At 67.3% G+C, this 19,804-nt stretch carries 14 protein-coding genes; 9 read left to right on the top strand and 5 right to left on the bottom strand.

The genetic code is table 11. The features are described 5' to 3' along the window. Nucleotides 1–109 precede the first annotated feature (109 nt). Nucleotides 110–1,006, top strand: coding sequence for an N-formylglutamate amidohydrolase (locus H512_RS0113505; RefSeq protein ID WP_026783911.1), 897 nt, complete (start codon nt 110–112; stop codon nt 1,004–1,006). 383 nt (nt 1,007–1,389) lie between these two features. Next, nucleotides 1,390–2,223 carry a histidinol-phosphatase gene (hisN, locus tag H512_RS23975; protein WP_053239858.1) on the top strand — a complete coding sequence of 278 codons (834 nt, stop codon included), beginning with the start codon at nt 1,390–1,392 and terminating at the stop codon, nt 2,221–2,223. On the opposite strand, the gene H512_RS0113495 is transcribed toward hisN, so the two are convergent. Next, nucleotides 2,201–3,148: an alpha/beta fold hydrolase gene (locus H512_RS0113495; protein ID WP_026783910.1), complete on the bottom strand. Its 948-nt coding sequence runs from the start codon at nt 3,146–3,148 to the stop codon at nt 2,201–2,203. The genes hisN and H512_RS0113495 overlap by 23 nt on opposite strands. 215 nt (nt 3,149–3,363) lie before the next feature. Here H512_RS0113495 and H512_RS0113490 point away from each other — a divergent pair, with 215 nt between their 5' ends. Further along, nucleotides 3,364–3,828: an Hsp20 family protein gene (locus tag H512_RS0113490; RefSeq protein ID WP_026783909.1), complete on the top strand. Its 465-nt coding sequence runs from the start codon at nt 3,364–3,366 to the stop codon at nt 3,826–3,828. Between the two features lie 72 nt (nt 3,829–3,900). On the opposite strand, the gene H512_RS0113485 is transcribed toward H512_RS0113490, so the two are convergent. Continuing rightward, nucleotides 3,901–4,953: a threonine aldolase family protein gene (locus H512_RS0113485; RefSeq protein ID WP_026783908.1), complete on the bottom strand. Its 1,053-nt coding sequence runs from the start codon at nt 4,951–4,953 to the stop codon at nt 3,901–3,903. 587 nt (nt 4,954–5,540) lie between these two features. Here H512_RS0113485 and gltB point away from each other — a divergent pair. After that, nucleotides 5,541–10,247 (top strand): glutamate synthase large subunit, encoded by a 4,707-nt coding sequence (gene gltB, locus H512_RS0113480; RefSeq protein ID WP_053239856.1) that lies wholly within the window; start codon nt 5,541–5,543, stop codon nt 10,245–10,247. A gap of 133 nt (nt 10,248–10,380) precedes the next feature. After that, the gene (locus H512_RS0113475; protein ID WP_026783906.1) at nt 10,381–11,799 is read left to right on the top strand and encodes a glutamate synthase subunit beta; all 1,419 of its coding nucleotides are present in this window, start codon (nt 10,381–10,383) and stop codon (nt 11,797–11,799) included. Between the two features lie 84 nt (nt 11,800–11,883). On the opposite strand, the gene H512_RS0113470 is transcribed toward H512_RS0113475, so the two are convergent. The 3 genes from H512_RS0113470 to fucU form a co-directional block, all read right to left on the bottom strand. Next, on the bottom strand, nt 11,884–12,744 hold the full coding sequence (locus H512_RS0113470; RefSeq protein ID WP_026783905.1) for an L-ribulose-5-phosphate 3-epimerase: 861 nt from the start codon (nt 12,742–12,744) through the stop codon (nt 11,884–11,886). 27 nt (nt 12,745–12,771) lie between these two features. Next, nucleotides 12,772–14,256 carry an FGGY-family carbohydrate kinase gene (locus H512_RS0113465; protein WP_026783904.1) on the bottom strand — a complete coding sequence of 495 codons (1,485 nt, stop codon included), beginning with the start codon at nt 14,254–14,256 and terminating at the stop codon, nt 12,772–12,774. Nucleotides 14,257–14,387: 131 nt separating this feature from the next. After that, nucleotides 14,388–14,972 carry an L-fucose mutarotase gene (gene fucU, locus H512_RS0113460; RefSeq protein WP_245585411.1) on the bottom strand — a complete coding sequence of 195 codons (585 nt, stop codon included), beginning with the start codon at nt 14,970–14,972 and terminating at the stop codon, nt 14,388–14,390. 163 nt (nt 14,973–15,135) lie between these two features. Here fucU and H512_RS0113455 point away from each other — a divergent pair, with 163 nt between their 5' ends. From H512_RS0113455 to H512_RS23970, 4 genes are all read left to right on the top strand, one after another. Further along, the gene (locus tag H512_RS0113455) at nt 15,136–16,635 is read left to right on the top strand and encodes a sugar ABC transporter ATP-binding protein (protein ID WP_026783902.1); all 1,500 of its coding nucleotides are present in this window, start codon (nt 15,136–15,138) and stop codon (nt 16,633–16,635) included. A gap of 110 nt (nt 16,636–16,745) precedes the next feature. Further along, entirely contained in the window at nt 16,746–17,720 is a 975-nt protein-coding gene (locus H512_RS0113450; protein ID WP_053239855.1) for an ABC transporter permease, read from the top strand. Between the two features lie 54 nt (nt 17,721–17,774). Next, nucleotides 17,775–18,686: an ABC transporter substrate binding protein gene (locus tag H512_RS0113445; RefSeq protein ID WP_026783900.1), complete on the top strand. Its 912-nt coding sequence runs from the start codon at nt 17,775–17,777 to the stop codon at nt 18,684–18,686. Between the two features lie 81 nt (nt 18,687–18,767). Next, nucleotides 18,768–19,760, top strand: coding sequence for a LacI family DNA-binding transcriptional regulator (locus tag H512_RS23970; protein WP_053239854.1), 993 nt, complete (start codon nt 18,768–18,770; stop codon nt 19,758–19,760). Nucleotides 19,761–19,804 lie beyond the last annotated feature (44 nt).

The following is a 19,804-nucleotide window of genomic DNA, read 5'->3' as shown; positions in this document are numbered from 1 at the left end:
GGGCGGCAAAACAGGGCAGGCTGCAGAATCAGGAGTGCCGAAGCCCTGTTTTTGGCCCGCCGGCGGGCCGGTCGCGGCCCCGATTGGGCCCCTGACGGACTGGAGAAGGATGCGCGTCGTCACCGATTTCCGCTCGGAACCGCCCTTCGAGATCATTGCGCCGCCGGAGCAGACGCATCCCCTGGTGTTCAACTCGCCGCATTCCGGCGCCGCCTATCCCGAGGACTTCCTCGCCGCCAGCCGCCTCGACAGCCGCCGCATCCGCCTCTCCGAGGACGCGCATGTGGACAAGTTGTTCATGCACGCGGTGACGGTCGGGGCGCCGCTCCTCAGGGCGAATTTCCCGCGCGCCTTTCTCGACGTCAACCGCGAGCCTTACGAGCTGGATCCGCGCATGTTCGAGGGGCGGCTGCCGCCGTTTGCCAATGTCCGCTCCATCCGGGTGGCCGGCGGACTCGGCACGGTGCCGCGCATCATCTCCGACAGCGAGGAGATTTACGCCGGGCCGCTGTCGGTGGAGGTGGCGCTCGACCGCATCGAGACGCTCTACAAGCCCTATCACGCGGCGCTGACCCGCCTGCTCGCCCAGACACACGTGCGCTTTGGCCGCGCCGTGCTGATCGACTGCCACTCGATGCCGTCGTCGGCGCGGGGGCAGGACGGCCGCGGACGGGCGGACTTCGTGCTTGGCGACCGCCACGGCACCTCGGCGGCGCGGGCGCTGATCGACCACGCCGCCAATGCGCTGACGGCGCTCGGCTACAAGGTGGCGATCAACCGGCCCTATGCCGGCGGCTTCATCACCGAGCATTACGGCCGGCCGGCCAAGGGGCTGCACGCCATGCAGATCGAGGTCAACCGGGCGCTCTACATGGACGAGCGGACGCTGGAGCCGCATTCCGGCTTCGTCCGCCTCGCCGCCGAGTTGGGCGGCTTCATCGACGGCCTGACGCGGCTGCCGATCGAGCTGGTCTGCCCGTCGCCCGGCCGCTTCGCGGCGGAGTGAGCGGCAGGACTTGAAACGTTTTCAGAAATAGCTGCCGCCGGTGCCGTCCGGCCATCGGTCGTCTCCGAAAAGAAAAGGGGCCGTCGCGAATGCGGCGGCCCAAGTCTTAGGGAGGAAACGCCCAAGGAGGGCGGACAGCGCGGAAGCCGCGCTGTACCTCTCTAAAATGCCTACTTTCGTCGTATTGGTCAACCCTGCGCGGTAGCAGATTCGCCCAATTTCGCGTCATGATGGGAGATGACGGCGCCGATGCAAGTGGCCGTCGCGGAAAGAAGATTTGCTTTTCTTTGAATCCAAAAATAAAAACAATGGGATGAACTGCCGCTCACGGTGGGATCGTAACGTTGCGTCCTGCCCCGCGGCCTGTCGGGAACATATCAGCCATGCAGATCACAGCCATCTCAAAATCGTTTTTCGACCGGCTGGCCGATGCCGCGGCGGCGGCGGTCATGCCGCATTTCCGCACCGAACTGGCTGTGGAAAACAAGCTGCAGGACGCCTTCGATCCGGTGACGGTGGCCGACCGGGCCGGCGAGGCGGCGATGCGGGCGCTGATCGAGGCGACCTATCCCGACCACGGCATCCTCGGCGAGGAGCTGGGCACGACCGGGCTTAACCGCCAGCATGTCTGGGTGCTCGATCCGGTCGACGGCACGCGCTCGTTCATCGCCGGCATTCCCCTCTGGGGCACGCTGATCGGCCTCCGCCGGGACGGCCGGCCGGTGCAGGGCATGATGGCGCAACCGTTTACCGGCGAACGCTTCTACGGCGACGGCGCCGCGGCGGTCTACAGCGGGCCGGGCGGCGAGCGGCCGCTCAGGACGCGCCGCTGCGCCGACCTGTCGGCGGCGACGCTGTTCACCACCTCGCTCAGGCCATTCTCCGATTCCGAGCGGGCGGCCTACCTGTCGGTCGAGCAGCGGGCGCGGCTCGTCCGCTACAGCGCCGATTGCTACGCCTACTGCATGGTGGCGGCGGGACAGGCCGACGTGGTCGTCGAGGCCGGCCTGCAACCCTACGACATCACGGCGTTGATCCCGGTGATCGAGGGTGCCGGCGGCGTGGTCACCAGCTGGACCGGCGGCAGCGCCGCCAACGGCGGCCAGGTGGTGGCGAGCGGCGACCCTCGCCTTCACGACGAGGTGCTGAAGCAGCTAGCGCTCGGGGCGTCGGAAACCCCGGAGATGTCCGGCTTCATTCCGACGAGCCGGGGATGAAGGCGTCGAAGGCCGCCCAGAACTGGGCGGCGTAGACCTCGCGCTCCATCATCACCTCGTGGCGGGCGCCGTGGATCAGCACGTAGGCCGGGTTGCGCAGGCGTCGGGCCATGGTCTCGATGGCAAGGCGGCTCACCACCGTGTCGGCGCCCGAGTTGACCAGCATCACCGGCGCCGGCACGGCCTCGGCGAGGCCGGGCGCGGCGAGGCGATCGAACATGCGCGTGGCCGCCGCCACCCAGCCGAGCGTCGGCGCGGCCAGCCGGCAGACCGGGCGGGCGGCGGAAATCGCCTCGTTGATCCGGTAGCGCTCGGGGTCCGAGGTCAGCGGGTTGCGCTCGAAGGTTCTCGCCGAGGCCGTCCGCCGGCGCTGGCCGGGGATATAGCGGCCGCCGGCGCCGCAATAGACGGCAAGGCGCAGGCAGAACCGGCGGAAGCCCGGCGCGGCGGCCGGCTGCGGCAGGCCGAGCATCGGCGCCGTCAGCACCAGCCGCTCGAAGGTCGGGGCAAGGAAACGGCCGGCCGACAGCAGGATGCCGCCGCCCATCGAGTGCCCCAGCGCGAAATAGGGGGGAGGGCAGTCGGGCAGCACCACCTTGCGGCGAAAGGCTTCGATGTCGCGCAGATAGTGGCGGAAGGAGCGGACGTGGCCCTTCAGCGGGTCATCCGCGAGGCGGCTCGATCCGCCCTGGCCGCGCCATTCGAGGATGGCCACGGCGAAGCCGCGCTGCCTCAGACGCTCGACGACGTGGAAATACTTCTCGATGGTCTCCGACCAGCCGGGGAACAGGCAGACGGTGCCGCGCGCCGCGCCGGGCGGCGCCGGCCAGCGGGCGGTGCGCAGGCGGATGCCGTCGGATGTGGAGATCATCTCCAGCCGGCAGCCGGCCGGGATCGGGTTGTTGGCGAGGTCGACGAGGTCCATGGGCGTCTTCTCTAGCACGCCGGCCGCCGGCGGCGCCATCGCCGCAAGGCGGAGAAAGACGCGACTTGCCGGCCTCTTGAAAAGCCGTCCGCCCGCCCTAAATCCATGGTCACGGACGCCCCGACGGGGTCCGTGGCCGCCGGGTGTTCCGCCTTGCCAAGGGGAACAGAAGACCGGCCGGCCAACCCAAGACTGTCGCTCAACCGGAGGACATCATGCGTAATTTCGACCTTTCCCCGCTCTATCGCTCGACCATCGGCTTCGATCGCCTGTTCTCGCTGCTCGACCAGGTGTCGACCAGCGACGCGTCGGCCCAGTCCTATCCGCCCTACAACATCGAGCGCACCGGCGAGAACGCCTACCGCATCACCATCGCCGTCGCCGGCTTCTCCGAAGACGAGCTGACGATCGAGGCCCGCGAGGCGACGCTGACGGTGAAGGGCGAGAAGAAGCCCGAAGCCGAGGATAGCGGCCGCGAGGTGCTCTATCGCGGCATTGCCGCCCGCGCCTTCGAGCGGCGCTTCCAGCTTGCCGACCATGTCGAGGTGAAGGGCGCCTCGCTGGAGCACGGCCTCCTGCACGTCGATCTCGTGCGCGACATCCCCGAGAGCAAGCGGTCGCGCACCATCCCGATCGGCAAGGGCGAGGCCGCGCCGCAGATCGAGGCGACGCTCAACTGATCGGCTGAGGCCATCAAATGACGAAGGGCGTCCCGAAAGGGACGCCCTTTTCGCGTGTCGTTGGTGCCGGGCTTACTTGCCGAGCGCCTTGAGGAAATGGTCGACCTCGTGCGCCGCCGTGGCAAACGACGTGACGAGGCGGACGAGATCCTCGCCGTCGGCCGGCTTCTCGGCATCGGACAGGCCGTCGGGAACCCACTCGTGGAACTGGGCGCCGGCTGCCCTGAGGCGGGCGCTGACCGGCTTCGGCCAGACGGCGAACACCTCGTTGGCCTCCGGCTCCCAGAGGACGCGGGCCGTCGACAGCTGGCTGATGCCGGTGGCAAGGCGCCGCGCCATGGTGTTGGCGTGGCAGGCGTTGTCGAGCCAGTGGCCGTGGTCGAAATAGCCCTGGAACTGGGCGGCGACGAAGCGGCTCTTGGAAAACAGCTGGCCGGCGCGCTTCCTGATATAGCCGAAGTCGTCGGCTTTCTTGCCGTTGAAGAACACCACGGCCTCGGCGCACCAGCAGCCGTTCTTGGTGCCGCCGAAGGACAGCACGTCGACGCCGGCCTTCCAGGTGATGTCGGCCGGCTGGCAGCCAAGCGAGGCAAGGGCGTTGGCGAGGCGGGCGCCGTCCATGTGCACCTTGAGGCCGTAGGCGTGGGCGACGGCGGCCAGCGCCGACACTTCCTCCACCGTATAGACGGTGCCCCATTCGGTCGACTGGCTGAGCGACACGGCGACTGGCCGGCCGTGGTGGACGGCGGCCGGGAAATAGCGGGAGATCGCCGCCTCCAGCGCGTCGGGCGTCAGTTTGCCACGGGCGCCCGGCACGGTGACCAGACGGCCGCCCGACAGGAACTCCGGCGCGCCGGCCTCGTCGCAGGCGATATGCGCGCCCTCGTGGCAGAGCACGATGCCGGACGGCTTCATCACCGAGGCGAGCGACAGCGAGTTGGCGGCCGTGCCGGTGGCGACGAAGAACACGGAGACGTCGTGCTCGAAGACCTCCGAGAACCAGTCGACGGCGACGCGCGTCTGGTCGTCGGCGCCATAGGCCGGGGCAACGCCGTTTCCGGCATTCATAAGGGCGTTGGCCACTTGCGCCGAGGCGCCGGCCCAGTTGTCGCTGGCAAAATACATGGAGCGCAGTTTAGCCTCGTCGAACCCGCGCGACAGCCGCCGAGTTTGCGCACCACCCATGCAGGCCGCTCATGCCGCCGTCAACGGGGGAATTCCATCCGAAATGACGATCCAAAATAATGGGTCAGGATGGTTGACGGGACCGCAAGGTTATGCAAATAACGCATCGCACATTCGGGACCGCGATAGTTTGGCTCCGAGTGGGCGGTTTCGGAGGTTCGGGTCGGCTTTTCGGAGGAAAGGACGGCCGCACATCTTGCCGATTCTATCGTCCGCGGCTGTCCGCTTGCCCTTTCGGGCAGGGGCGGGGAGGCCGGACCGAGGAGAGCGGCGGAAGGGCAGGCTCCGGAATCTCTTGGCGAAACGGCAATCGAAGCTGTCGCCTTGTTCCGCCTTCGCGCGGCACGAGGACGATGGCTGTCGCTGTCGCGCCGTCCGGCCGCCCGCCGGATCGCGCCGCCGAAGCGGACAAGTGATGAATAGCGGCGCTGCTTGCGGGTATACTAAGGCGTTCCCCGAAGCGTGGCCGTCCGGAGAAAGACCACACGGCGGGCCATCCGTCCGCCGCCCATGATGAGGACTTCGCCATGAAGACGCTCGACCAACCGATCCTCGTGCCCGCCGCGCCGAACGCTACCCCGCGCACGACGGCCGATACGATTGCCGACGTCCGGGCGAAAGCCGGGGCGGAGGGCCTCTACAGCGCCGCCCACGAGCACGACGCCTGCGGCGTCGGCTTCGTCGCCGACATCAAGGGCCGCAAGAGCCACCAGACCGTCACCGACGCGCTCTACGTGCTCGAAAACCTCGAGCATCGCGGCGCCGTCGGCGCCGACCCGCTGATGGGCGACGGCGCCGGCATCCTGGTGCAGATCCCCCACCGCTTCTTTTTCGAGGAGTGTCGGGCGCTCGGCTTCGAGCTGCCGGACGCCGGCCGCTACGGCGTCGCCCAGTTCTTCCTGCCGCAGGACGAGGCCGAGTGCCGCCGCGCCATTGAGATCGTCGAGCGGGCGGTGAGGGCCGAGGGTCTTGCCATCCTCGGCTGGCGCAAGGTGCCGGTCGACAACTCCGGCCTCTCCGAGGGCGTCAAGGCCACCGAGCCGGTGCACCGCCAGCTGTTCGTCATGCTGCCGGGCATCTCCGACCAGGAGGTGCTGGAACGCCGCCTTTACACCGCCCGCAAGGTGGTGTCCGGCGAGGTCTACGAAGCCGACTGGAACGGCGCCACCAAGCGCAGCCAGGACGCCTTTTACGTGGTGTCCTTCTCCTCGCGCACCATCGTCTACAAGGGCATGTTCCTCAGCTATCAGGTCAAGCGCTACTATCCGGACCTTTCCGACCCGCGCTTTGAATCGGCGCTGGCGCTCGTCCACCAGCGCTTCTCGACCAACACCTTCCCGTCCTGGAAGCTGGCCCACCCCTACCGCATGGTCGCCCACAACGGCGAGATCAACACCCTGCGCGGCAACGTCAACTGGATGTACGCCCGCCAGGCGACCACCACCTCCACGGCGTTCGGCGAGGACATCGACAAGATCTGGCCGATCTCCTACGAGGGCCAGTCGGACACCGCCTGCTTCGACAACGCGCTGGAGTTCCTCTTGCGCGGCGGCTACTCGCTGCCGCACGCGGTGATGACGCTGATCCCCGAGGCCTGGGCCGGCAACGAGAGCATGGATGCCGAGCGCAAGGCCTTCTACGAGTATCACGCCGCCATCATGGAGCCGTGGGACGGGCCGGCCGCCGTCGCCTTCACCGACGGCCGGCAGATCGGCGCGACGCTCGACCGCAACGGCCTGAGGCCGGCCCGCTATGTCGTCACCGACGACGACCGGGTGATTCTCGCCTCCGAGAGCGGCACGCTGCCGATCCCCGAGGAGAAGATCGTCCAGAAGTGGCGCCTGCAACCCGGCAAGATGCTGCTGATCGACCTCGTCGAGGGCCGCATCATCTCCGACGACGAGATCAAGAAGACGATCTCGACGGCGCAGCCCTATGCCAAGTGGATCGAAGACACCCAGATGGTGCTGGAAGACCTGCCGGCGGTGCGCGCCCGCGTGCCGAAGACGGGCGAGAACCTCCTCGACCTGCAGCAGGCCTTCGGCTACAGCCAGGAAGACCTGAAGGTGCTGATGGCGCCGATGGCCGTCACCGGCCAGGAGGCGATCGGCTCGATGGGCACCGACACGCCGATCTCCGTGCTGTCGTCGAAGTCGAAGCTGCTCTACACCTATTTCAAGCAGAACTTCGCCCAGGTGACCAACCCGCCGATCGACCCGATCCGCGAGGAGCTGGTGATGAGCCTCGTCTCGTTCATCGGCCCGCGCCCGAACCTGTTCGACCGCGGCGACGACGCCCACAAGCGCCTGGAAGTGCGGCAGCCGATCCTCACCAACGAGGACCTGGAAAAGATCCGCTCGATCGAGGCGGTGGAAGATTCCGGCTTCAAGACCATCACCATCGACATCACCTATCCGGCGGCCAACGGCGCCTCCGGCATGCGGCCGGCGCTGGAAGCGATCTGCATCCAGGCCGAGGCGGCGGTGCGCATGTCGGCGGCCGGGCAGGTCTACAACATCATCATCCTCTCCGACCGCATGGTCGGCGGCGAGCGCATCGGCATCCCGGCGCTGCTCGCCACCGCCGCCGTGCACCATCACCTGATCCGCAAGGGCCTCAGGACCCGGGCCGGCCTGGTGGTGGAATCGGGCGAGCCGCGCGAGGTGCATCATTTCGCCTGCCTCGCCGGCTACGGCGCCGAGGCGATCAACCCCTATCTCGCCTTCGACACGCTGATCGCCATGAAGGACAAGCTGCCGCAGGGGCTCGACGAGCACAAGATCGTCTACAGCTACATCAAGTCGATCGGCAAGGGTCTACTGAAGATCATGTCGAAGATGGGCATCTCGACCTATCAGTCCTACTGCGGCGCCCAGATCTTCGACGCCGTCGGCCTGTCGTCGCGCTTCGTGCAGAAGTATTTCTTCGGCACGGCCACCCGCATCGAAGGCGTCGGTCTTGATCAGGTCGCCAAGGAGACGGTGGCCCGCCACGCCCGCGCCTTCGGCGCCGACCCGACGCTCGCCTCCATGCTGGACGTCGGCGGCGAGTATGCCCAGCGGATGCGCGGCGAGGCGCACGTCTGGACGGCGGGCGTCATCGCCGGCCTGCAGCACGCGGTGCGCACCAACTCCTTCGAGCAGTTCCAGAAGGAATTCTCGGAGGCGATCAACGCCCAGAGCGAGCAGGCGATGACCATCCGCGGCCTGTTCCGCATCAAGTCCGCCGAGGAGATCGGCCGGGCGCCGGTGCCGCTCGACGAGGTGGAGCCGGCCAAGGACATCGTCCGGCGCTTCGCCACCGGCGCCATGAGCTACGGCTCGATCAGCCGCGAGGCGCACACCAACCTCGCCATCGCCATGAACCGCATCGGCGGCCGTTCCAACACCGGCGAGGGCGGCGAGGAGGCCGACCGCTTCGTGCCGCTGCCGTCGGGCGACAGCCTGCGGTCGGCGATCAAGCAGGTCGCCTCGGGCCGGTTCGGCGTCACCACCGAATATCTGGTCAACTCCGACCAGATGCAGATCAAGATGGCGCAGGGTGCCAAGCCCGGCGAGGGCGGCCAGTTGCCCGGCCACAAGGTCGACAAGGTGATCGGCAAGGTGCGTCACGCCACGCCCGGCGTGCAGCTCATCTCGCCGCCGCCGCACCACGACATCTACTCGATCGAGGATCTGGCGCAGCTCATCTTCGACCTGAAGAACGTCAACCCGACCGGCGAAGTGTCGGTGAAGCTGGTGTCCGAGGTCGGCGTCGGCACGGTGGCGGCCGGCGTCGCCAAGGCGCGCGCCGACCACATCACCATCTCCGGCTTCGAGGGCGGCACCGGCGCCTCGCCGCTGACCTCCATCAAGCACGCGGGCTCGCCGTGGGAGATCGGCCTCGCCGAGACGCAGCAGACGCTGGTGATCAACGGTCTGCGCTCGCGCGTCGAGTTGCAGGTGGACGGCGGCGTCCGCACCGGCCGCGACGTCATCGTCGGCGCGCTGCTCGGCGCCGACGGCTTCGGCTTCGCCACGGCGCCGCTGATCGCGAGCGGATGCCTGATGATGCGCAAGTGCCATCTCAACACCTGCCCGGTTGGCATCGCCACCCAGGACCCGGTGCTGAGGAAGCGCTTCGTCGGCCAGCCGGAGCACGTCATCAACTACTTCTTCTTCGTCGCCGAGGAAGTCCGGCGCCTTCTGGCGGCGCTCGGCTTCCGCAAGCTCGAAGAGATCACCGGCCGCACCGACATCCTCGACAAGCAGGCCGGCATCGACCACTGGAAGGCCAAGGGCCTCGATTTCTCGCGCCTGTTCTACCTGCCGAAGGCGGACCCGGCCGAGATGCGCCACACCCAGGTGCAGAAGCATCCGATCGACGACATCCTCGACCGGAAGCTGATCGCCGCGGCGGCGCCGGCCCTCGAACGGGGCGAGCCGGTCCGGATCGACAGCGAGGTGATCAACGTCAACCGCTCGGTGGGCGCCATGCTGTCCGGCGAGATCGCCAAGCGCTACGGCCACGCCGGCCTGCCGGACGACACCATCCGCGTCCGGCTCACCGGCACCGCCGGCCAGTCGTTCGGCGCCTGGGGCGCCCGCGGCCTGACGCTCGATCTCGTCGGCGACGGCAACGACTATGTCGGCAAGGGCCTCAGCGGCGCCCGCCTCGTGGTGCGGCCGAACCCCAAGTCGCGGATCGTGCCGGAGAAGTCGATCATCGTCGGCAACACCGTGCTCTACGGCGCCATCGACGGCGAGTGCTACTTCCGCGGCGTGGCCGGCGAGCGCTTCGCGGTGCGCAACTCCGGCGCCATCGCGGTGGTCGAGGGCGTCGGCGACCACGGCTGCGAATACATGACCGGCGGCATCGTCGTGGTGCTCGGCAGCACGGGGCGCAACTTCGCGGCCGGCATGTCCGGCGGCATCGCCTACGTGCTCGACGAGGACGGCAGCTTCAACCGGCGCTGCAACATGGCGATGGTCGAGTTCGAGGAGATGATCGAGGACGAGCTGGCGCTGCCGCTCGGCGAGGGCGGCGTGGTCGACATCCGTGGCGACATGACGCGCCACGACTGCGAACGCCTCAAGGCGCTGATCGAGCGGCACCACGCCTGGACCGGCTCGCCGCGCGCGAGAGCCATCCTCGACGACTGGGCGGCCTGGCGCGGCAAGTTCGTCAAGGTGATGCCGACCGAGTACCGCAAGGCGCTGGAAGCCATCGAGGCGAGCCGCATCGCCGCCGAGTGATCCTCAGGGGACGGCCTCAGGGCCGTCCCGCCCCGACCGACACAAGGAAGGGTCCCGCAAACCCCCGTGCGCGGCGCCAAGGCGCCCGCGGCCGGCGAGGCGGACCCGCAGACAAGACGAGACGGAGTGAAAGATGGGCAAGGCCACCGGCTTTCTCGAATTCGAGCGTCAGGAACTCAAGTACCAGAAGGTGGAGGACCGCGTCCGCCACTACAACGAATTCACCGTGCCGCCCAAGGAAAGCGACATGCAGACCCAGGGCGCCCGCTGCATGGAATGCGGCGTGCCCTACTGCCATCGCGGCTGCCCGGTCAACAACCAGATCCCCGACTGGAACGACCTCGTCTACAACGGCGACTGGGAGGGGGCGGCGCGCAACCTCCACTCGACCAACAACTTCCCCGAATTCACCGGCCGCGTCTGCCCCGCGCCCTGCGAGGCGGCCTGCACGCTGAACCTGTTCGAGGCGCCGGTGACGATCAAGCAGATCGAATACACCATCGCCGAGCGGGCCTGGAAGGACGGCCGGGTGCAGCCGGAGATCGCCAAGGTCAGGACCGGCAAGAAGGTGGCCGTCATCGGCTCCGGACCGGCCGGCCTCGCCGCCGCCCAGCAGCTCGCCCGCGTCGGCCACGAGGTGCACGTCTTCGAGAAGAACGCCAAGGCCGGCGGCCTGCTGCGCTACGGCATCCCCGACTTCAAGCTCGACAAGCACATCGTCGAGCGGCGGGTGCAGCAGATGGTCGCCGAAGGCGTTGTCTTCCACTTCAACGTCAACGTCGGCGTCGACATCAAGGTCGAGGATCTCCGGGAGGATCACGACGCGGTGCTGTTGGCCGGCGGCTCGGAGAAGTCGCGCGATCTGCCGGTGCCCGGCCGCGAGCTGAGGGGCGTCCATTTCGCCATGGAGTTCCTGCCGCAGCAGAACCGCCGGGTCGGCGGCGAGCCGCTTGGCGAAGTGGCGCCGATCACCGCCGAGGGCAAGCGCGTCGTGGTCATCGGCGGCGGCGACACCGGCTCGGACTGCATCGGCACCTCGGTGCGACAGGGCGCCGCCGGCGTCGTCCAGCTGGAGATCATGCCGAAGCCGCCGGAGAAGGAAGACAAGCTGACCACCTGGCCGAACTGGCCGCTGAAGCTCCGCACCTCGTCGAGCCACGAGGAAGGGGCGGAGCGGCTGTTCGGCGTCACCGCCACCGCCTTCGAGGGGCAGAACGGCGTCGTCTCCAAGGTGCATTGCGTCAAGGTTGACCCGCGCTTCCAGCCGGTCCCCGGCACGGAATTCACCATCGACGCGGAGCTGGTGCTGTTCGCCATGGGCTTCGTGCATCCGGTGCACGAGGGCATGATCGACGAACTGGGCGTCGACAAGGACGGCCGCGGCAACGTCAAGGCCACCGAGAAGGACTACCGCACCTCGGTCGACAAGGTGTTCGCGGCCGGCGACATGCGGCGCGGCCAGAGCCTCGTCGTCTGGGCGATCCGCGAGGGCCGGCAGGCCGCCCGCGCCATCGACGAGTTCCTGATGGGCGCTTCCGTGCTGCCGCGCTGAGCGGCACCCGCCGGGAGCGGCGGATTTTTCAGGCAGGCGGCCGGATTCCTTGAGGGAATCCGGCCGTTGTCGCGTTTGGCGGAGTCAGGCGTCGAAGCCGGCGTCGCGCATGCGTGCCTCGATGAAGCGTCGGGCGGTGATCAGCTCGGCCACCGGCTCCTCGGCCTTCTCCGTCCACATCTCCAGGAGGAAGGCGCCGCGATAGCCGAGCGCCTTCAGCCGGCCGAAGATGCCGGTGAAGTCGACGCAGCCGTCGCCGAACGGCACGTCGCGGAAGGCGCCGGGAAAGTCGGCGGTCACCGCCCTGGTGTCTTTCAGATGGATGGCGGCGATGCGGTCGATACCGATGGCAAGCTCGGCGGCGACGTCGTTGCCCCAGGCGCTGAGGTTGCCGACGTCGGGGTAGACGGTGAACCAGGGCGAGCGGATACGCGCCTCCCAGGCCTTCCACTTGGTAATCGAGTTGATGAACGGCGTGTCCATGATCTCGACGGCCAGCATCACCTGTGCCGCCGCCGCCCGCTCGACGGCCCATTGCAGGCCGGCCTCGAAGCGGCCACGGGTGCCTTCGTCCTGCTCCTCGTAATAGACGTCGTAGCCGGCGAGCTGGATCGTGCGGATGCCGCAGTCGCGGGCGAGGCGGATCGCCTTGTCCATGATGTCGCGGGCCTGCCCGGCGACGGCCGGATCGTGGCTGCCGAAGGGAAAGCGGCGGTGGCCGGAGAGGCACATCGACGGCACGGAAATGCCGGTCTCGACGGTGGCGCGCGTCAGCGCCAGCCGCTCCTCGACGGTCCAGTCGAGGCGGGCGAGGCGGGCGTCGGTCTCGTCGACGCTCATCTCGACGAAGTCGAAGCCGCAGGCCTTGGCGAGCGCCAGCCGCTCCGGCCAGGAGAGGCCGGGCGGCAGCGCCTTCTCGTAGATGCCGAGCGGATGCTTGCGCATTGAAAATCCTCCTCGATGACGGGGCCGTCAGACAGCGGCCGGCAGGCGGTCGAGGGCGGCGGCAAGCTCCAGGAAGCGCTCGTATTTCCGCCGGTAGGGCTCGGCGAGGGCGAGGTTGGGCTCGATCGGGCTGGCGGCCGGGCACATGGCGTTCATCGCGTCGATGAAGGAGGGATAGGCGCCGGAGCCGACGGCAGCCGCCACGGCGGCGCCGAGGCAGCCGGACTGCTCGACATGCACGACCTCGATGGGCAGCGCGGCGATATCGGCGACCATCTGCATCCAGGGGCGCGATTTCGCCGGCCCGCCGGTGAGACGCAGCCGGCGGTCGCGGCCCGACAGCGCCAGGATGCGGTCGAGATGCACCTGCTGGGAGAAGCAGATGCCTTCGTAGACCGCCTGCACCACCTCGCCGAGGCCGTAGGCGTTGGCAAGGCCGTGGAAGCCGCCTTGCAGGTTATCGCCGAGGTTGGAGGAGAACAGATAGGGCAGGAACTGGATGGACGTCGATGCCGGCGGGACGGTGCCGAGCAGCCGGTCGCATTCGGCATAGGGCCTGTCGTGGCCGGACATGAAGGTGCGCACGAACCATTCGAGGTTGGCGGCGTTGGTCGGGCTGCCCTCGTGGACGAAATAGCGGCCGGGGATGCAGTAGCGGCCCCAGGTGTAGGGATAGTCGCTGGCCGGAATGTGGTCGGCGGTCCAGGTGGCGATGGTCCAGGTGCCCATGGTGACGTTGATGCGGCTGTCGTCGGCGAGCCCCGAGCAGACGGCGGCCGAGACGACGTCGAAGAAGCCGCCGAACACCGGCGTGCCGGCGCGAAGGCCGGTTTCGGCCGCCGCGGCGGCGGTGAGGCCAGCCGGGCTTTCGGTGGAGCCGACCGGCGCCGGCAGGCGGTCGCCGATGTCCTCGATGCCGAACAGCGCCAGCAATGCCGGATCGTAGGTGCCGGTGTTGACGTCGAGCAGGTTGCTGCCGGAGATGTTGGTGATCTCGCAGCCGAGGTGGCCGGTCATCCGGTAGCGGATCCAGTCGTGGGCCATCAGCACGTGGCCGATGCGGCCGTAGGCCTCGGCGTCGTTGTCCCTGAACCAGCGCAGGATGGCGGCCGGATGGCTCGGCCAGAGCTGCTGGTAGCTCATGGGATGGATCTTCGCCGGCACGCCGGCCGCCCTGAGGGCGCGCACCTCGGGCATGGCCCGGTTGTCGGAGGAGATGATGCCGTTGCGGAACGGCTTGCCGTCGCGGTCGACCAGATAGAGGCCCTTGCCGTGGGCGGAGAAGCTGATGCCGGAGATATCGGCCGGCGGCGTGCCGGTCCGGTCGAGAAGCTGGCGGATGGTGCCGCATACCGAGCGCCACATGGCGTCCATGTCGCGCTCGCTCCAGCCGACGTGCTCGACGATGGCCGCGTCGTTCATCGACGCCACGCCCACCTCATGGCCGGTCTCGTCGTAGAGACCGCTCTTGATGACGCTGCCGCCGATGTCGATTCCGAGAAAATGGGGCATGCTGGCGTTCCTCCGGGAAAGCTCTGGTTGTTGTCCGGCGGGCGCTGCCCGCCGCCGGTTCGCAAATCCGTGGCGCCGATGGCGGCCGGGCGGGGCGGGCGGCGCCGTCCGACCGCCGTGCGGCGGCGGCGTTACCCGGCGACCGGCACGACGCCCTTCTTCAGGATGATGTTGCCGTATTTGACGCGTTGGCCGGTCACCACCACGGCATAGGCCCGGCGGGCCCGCTCGTAGAAGGCGTAGCGCTCGATGCGGCGGATCGGCGGCGTCGCCGGCCAATGCCTGTCGATCTCGGCGCGGTAGGACTTCTCGACCTCGGGGTCGAGGCTGTCGCCCGGCACGGCTTCCATCATGATGACCGGATCGTCGACGAAGTCGTCGATATTGATCAGCCGCAGGATGCCGTCCAGCAAGTCCGGGATGCCGATGCCGTCGGCGCGTATAACGCGCTGGGAAAACGTGTCGCCGGGGAAAAAAGCATCCGAAAGAACGATTTCATCACCATGGCCCATTCGGTGAATGGCGGTGAGCAGCTCCGGAGATATATAAGGAGAAATACCGATAAGCATCCTGGGCTCCCTGGGCATACTCGCGCGGAATTCCCGCGAACTGATTGTCCCTCTATCGGCTTGCCATTGTGGCTTGTCAAGTTCGAGGAAAACGTTTGCCTGATTGGAGTTGCTCGAAATCGACTGGCTAACCATCGAATAATGCAATGCTTAATCGATTTTTGCCGGCGCTTTCGGCTGCGGTCGTGCCCTCATATTCGCGTGGAAGCGGATTGACAGGCTTTTGAGTTCGGATCATAACCCGGTTCAAGTCGATTGCTGGTCTGTTTAGGACAACGATTGCACGACGTGCCAGCGGGAGGGGAGAGAGATGGCTTCAGACTGGCTTCTCGAGATGGTTGGAATCTCAAAAAGCTTTCCTGGCGTCCGTGCATTGGACGACGTTTGCCTGCGCGTCCGCGCCGGCAGCGTCCACGCGCTGATCGGCGAGAACGGCGCCGGCAAGTCGACGCTGATGAAGGTGCTCAACGGCATGTACCGTCCGGACGCCGGCGAAATAAGGCTGCGCGGCGAGCCGGTGCAGATCAACGGCCTCAAGGGCGCGCTCGATCTCGGCATCTCGATGATCTACCAGGAACTCAATCCCATTCCGGCCATGACGGTCGCCGAGAACATCTTCATCGGCCGCGAGCCGGTCTACGGCCGCTCCGGCGTCGTCAACCGCCGCAAGATGAATGCCGACGCCCGCCGGCTGTTCGAGACGCTCGGGCTGGACATGAACCCGTCGGCCAGGCTGTCGAGCCTGTCGGTGGCCGAGATGCAGATGGTGGAGATCGCCAAGGCCATCTCCTTCGATTCCGAAATCATCGTCATGGACGAGCCGACGTCGGCCATCACCGACCGCGAGGTCGAGAAGCTCTTCGAGATCATCCGGACGCTGAAGGCCGCCAACAAGGCGGTGATCTACATCTCCCACAAGATGAACGAGCTTTTCCAGATCGCCGACGAGATGACGGTGATGCGCGACGGCCGCTACATCGACACCCAGCCGACCGACAGGCTGACGCCGCAGAGCCTCATCTCGATGATGGTCGGCCGCCGCATCGACGAGATGTTCCCCAAGGAGGACGTGCCGCTCGGCGAGGTGGTGCTGTCGGTGGACGGCCTCACGCAGGCCGGCCGGGTCCGGAACGTCTCCTTCGAGCTGAGGCGCGGCGAGATTCTGGGCATCGCCGGGCTGATGGGCGCCGGCCGGACCGAACTGGTCGAGACCATTTTCGGCATCCGCAAGGCGTCGGCCGGACAGGTCCGCATCGACGGCCGGCCGGTTGCCATCGCCAGCCCGCGCGACGCCATCCGCCACCGCATCGCGCTGGTGTCCGAGGACCGCAAGCTGATGGGCCTCAACCTCCGCGCCTCGGTGAAGGACAACGTGTCGCTGATCGATCTCGGCCGCTACTGCAATCTCGGCGGCGTCATCCGCGCCCGTCAGGAGGTCGACGTCGTCCGCCGGCAGATCGATCGCTTCAAGATCAAGGTGTCGTCCTACCGGCAGATCGTCGACACGCTGTCGGGCGGCAACCAGCAGAAGGTGGTGATCGCCAAGTGGATCCTCACCGATCCCGAGATCATCATCCTCGACGAGCCGACGCGCGGCATCGACGTCGGCGCCAAGTCGGAGATCCACAAGATCATGGTGGCGCTCGCCAGGGAGGGCAAGGCGATCATCATGATCTCATCGGAGCTGCCCGAGGTTCTCGGCATGAGCGACCGCATCCTCGTCATGCATGACGGCGAGGTGACGGGCGAATACGCGCGGGCCGATTTCAACCAGGAAGCGGTCATGGCCTCCGCCACCGGCAACCATTGACGCGCGACCGACAGGGCCCGTCGCGGCGTTGCGCCGGGGGCTGCCTAAAAACAACGGGTTAGAGCATTGCCGGCGGTCCGTTTCGCCGCCGATGCTTCAGGAGGAAAACAATGAGCATGGCATCTCTGGCCGGCGCCGACGGCTACGGAACCAAGGTCAGGCAAGTCGCCGCCCGCTACGGCATCTACATCGCCTTCGCGGTGATGTTCGTCTTCCTGTCGGTGTGGTCGCCCTGGTTCCTGACCTTCGACAACATCCTCAACATCCTGCGCCAGTGCTCGATCAACGGCATCATCGCCGTCGGCGCGACGCTGGTGATCATCACCGGCGGCATCGACCTGTCGGTGGGCGCCATCGTGGCGCTGGCGGCGGTGTCGGCCTCGTCGATGGCCCATCCCGACGGCTATCCGGTGATCGTGCCCATCCTGGTCGGCCTGGCGGTCGGCGCGCTGTGCGGCGGCGTCAACGGCTTCATCATCGCCAAGGGGCGCATCGCGCCGTTCATCGTCACCCTGGGCATGATGACCATCGTTCGCGGCGCCTCGCTGGTCATGTCGGACGGCCGGCCGGTGATCAACCTCAGCGACGAGTACAACACCATCGGCGGCGGCTACCTGTGGGGCGTGCCCCTGCCGGTGTTCCTGTTCATCGCCGTGGTGCTGATCGGCGCCTTCCTGCTGCATTTCTGCAAGTTCGGCCGGCACGTCTACGCGGTCGGCGGCAACGAGCTGGCGGCCACCGTGTCCGGCCTCAACGTCGGCCGCGTCAAGATCGGCGTCTACACGCTGGCCGGGCTGTTCGCCGGCTTTGCCGGCATCATCCTGTCGTCCCGCGTCATGACCGGTTCACCGGCCGCCGGCGCCGGCTACGAACTCGACGCCATCGCGGCGGTGGTCATCGGCGGCACCAGCCTTGCCGGCGGCACCGGCGCCATCCTCGGCACCGTCATCGGCACGCTGATCATCGGCACCATGAACAACGGCCTCGATCTGCTGAATGTCTCTTCGTACTTCCAGCAGATCGTCAAGGGAATCATCATCATATCCGCGGTTCTTCTTGACCAGTACACGAAGAACTCGCGCTGACGGCTTTGGGAATCGGTCAATCAGCAAACAGACCGAGTATAGGAGGAGACGTAAATGAAGAAATCTCTCATGTTCTGCGCGGCGTTCGCCATGGTCGGCGGCCTGATGTCGCCGGCGTCGGCCGGCTACCGGATCGGCGTCACCTACCAGAACCTTCAGAACGAATTCATCGTCAACATCGCCAAGGCGGTGGAGGAGAAGGCCAAGGAGCTCGACGTGACCCTGATCGAGAGCGACGGCCAGGGCAAGGCGGAGGTGCAGATCTCCCAGGTGGAGAATTTCATCGCCCAGCATGTCGACGCCATCCTGCTCATTCCCTTCGACAAGGAAGGCTGCGCGCCGGCCGTGCAGAAGGCGGTGGCCGCCAAGATCCCGCTGGTGGTGTTCAACGCGCAGGTCGCCAACGTCGAACTCGCCAACACCTATGTCGGCTCCGACGACATCGAGGCCGGCCGGATCGAGATGCAGTACATCGCCGATCTCCTCGGGGGCAGAGGCAACATCGCCATCATCCACGGCCCCAACGGCCATTCGGCCGAGGTGCAGCGCACCGAGGGCAACAAGCAGGTCCTTGAGAACTACCCGGACATCAAGGTGCTGTTCGAGCAGACCGCCAACTGGGACCGCGCCCAGGCGCTGAGCCTCACCGAGAACTGGCTGCAGACTGGCCGTCCGCTCAACGCCATCGTCGCCCAGAACGACGAGATGGCGCTCGGCGCCTACAAGGCGGTCGAGGCGGCCGGCAAGGCCAAGGACATCCCGGTGATCGGCGTCGACGCCATCGCCGACGCGCTGAAGTCGGTCAAGGACGGCAAGATGGCCGCCACCGTCTTCCAGGATGCGCACGGCCAGGGCGCGACGGCGGTGGAGATGGCCGTCAAGATCCTGAACGGCGAGGAAGTCCCCAAGGTTGTGAACATCCCCTTCAAGCTGATCACCAAGGAAAACGTCGACAGCTTGAAGTAAGGTAAAACTGACGGCGATCCGGCGGCCTGGCCGCCGGGTCGCTCGGCGGGGGATACCCCCGCGCAACGGGAGATTTGAAGGTTGGCTTCACTCAAGGATGTTTCCAAGGCTGCGGGCGTTTCGCCATCGACGGTATCGCGGGTCATCACCGGCAGCCGTCCGGTCGACGAGGAAACGCGGGAGCGGGTGCTGGAGGCGATCCGGACGCTCGACTACCGGCCCAATCTTCTGGCGCGCGGCCTCCGGAACAAGTCCCGCAAGAGCATCGGCCTGATGGTTCCGAGCATCCTGCACGAGACCTTCGCCAACTTCATCTACTTCGTCGAGGAAGCCTGCGTCAGCCAAGGCTTCACCATGCTGCTCGGCAACACCCAGGCCGACGCCGAGGCCGAGGAGCGGGTGCTGAAGAACTTCATCGGCATGAGCGTCGACGGCGTCATCGTGTCGCAGGTCTCCGACGAGAGCGCCGTGGTCAAGAGCCTCAACCGGCTCGGCATTCCGGTGGTCGGCATCGACCGGGCGCCCGACGACGAGGACGCCGACCGGGTGGTGGTGTTCAACCGCGAGGCCGGCGAGATCGCCGCCCGCTATCTCTACTCGATGGGGCACCGCAAGGTCGCCTGCATCGGCGGTCCGGAGACGGTCAGCCTGTCGCGGGAGCGGCTCGACGGCTTCCGCAGCTTCCTGACCGAAAAGGGCATCGAGGTGCAGCACGTCTCGGGCCCCGACTTCGAATTCGAGACCGGCATCGCCATGGTGCGCAAGCTGCTCGGGCAGGGCTGCGAGTTCACGGCGATCTGGGCCCATAGCGATCTCCTGGCCATCGGCGCCATGCAGGAACTGGCCCGGCTCGGCATGCGCATCCCCGAGGACGTGTCGATCATGGGCATGGACGGCATCCAGCTCGGCGAGATGGTGCGGCCGACGCTGACCACCATACGCCAGCCGTTCCGCGAGATCTGCCAGCACGCCGTGCGCCTGCTGATCGAGCGTATCGAGCACGGGCATGCCAGGCCGACGCGCGTCGTCGTGCGGCCCGAACTCGTCGTGCGCGACTCGGTTTGTCACAGATGACGACAGGCTGACACCCCGCGCCGGGGCCACCCCAATCCAGAATC

The sequence above is a fragment of the Pleomorphomonas koreensis DSM 23070 genome (assembly GCF_000425185.1).
GTDB lineage: Bacteria > Pseudomonadota > Alphaproteobacteria > Rhizobiales > Pleomorphomonadaceae > Pleomorphomonas > Pleomorphomonas koreensis.
This window is presented reverse-complemented; position numbering and strand designations above follow the sequence as displayed.

Coding starts and splice junctions, on each gene's coding strand:
- H512_RS0113505 (WP_026783911.1), top strand. CDS start 110: ATGCGCGTCGTCACCGATTTCCGCTCGGAACCGCCCTTCGAGATCATT.
- hisN (WP_053239858.1), top strand. CDS start 1,390: ATGCAGATCACAGCCATCTCAAAATCGTTTTTCGACCGGCTGGCCGAT.
- H512_RS0113495 (WP_026783910.1), bottom strand. CDS start 3,148: ATGGACCTCGTCGACCTCGCCAACAACCCGATCCCGGCCGGCTGCCGG.
- H512_RS0113490 (WP_026783909.1), top strand. CDS start 3,364: ATGCGTAATTTCGACCTTTCCCCGCTCTATCGCTCGACCATCGGCTTC.
- H512_RS0113485 (WP_026783908.1), bottom strand. CDS start 4,953: ATGTATTTTGCCAGCGACAACTGGGCCGGCGCCTCGGCGCAAGTGGCC.
- gltB (WP_053239856.1), top strand. CDS start 5,541: ATGAAGACGCTCGACCAACCGATCCTCGTGCCCGCCGCGCCGAACGCT.
- H512_RS0113475 (WP_026783906.1), top strand. CDS start 10,381: ATGGGCAAGGCCACCGGCTTTCTCGAATTCGAGCGTCAGGAACTCAAG.
- H512_RS0113470 (WP_026783905.1), bottom strand. CDS start 12,744: ATGCGCAAGCATCCGCTCGGCATCTACGAGAAGGCGCTGCCGCCCGGC.
- H512_RS0113465 (WP_026783904.1), bottom strand. CDS start 14,256: ATGCCCCATTTTCTCGGAATCGACATCGGCGGCAGCGTCATCAAGAGC.
- H512_RS0113455 (WP_026783902.1), top strand. CDS start 15,136: ATGGCTTCAGACTGGCTTCTCGAGATGGTTGGAATCTCAAAAAGCTTT.
- H512_RS0113450 (WP_053239855.1), top strand. CDS start 16,746: ATGAGCATGGCATCTCTGGCCGGCGCCGACGGCTACGGAACCAAGGTC.
- H512_RS0113445 (WP_026783900.1), top strand. CDS start 17,775: ATGAAGAAATCTCTCATGTTCTGCGCGGCGTTCGCCATGGTCGGCGGC.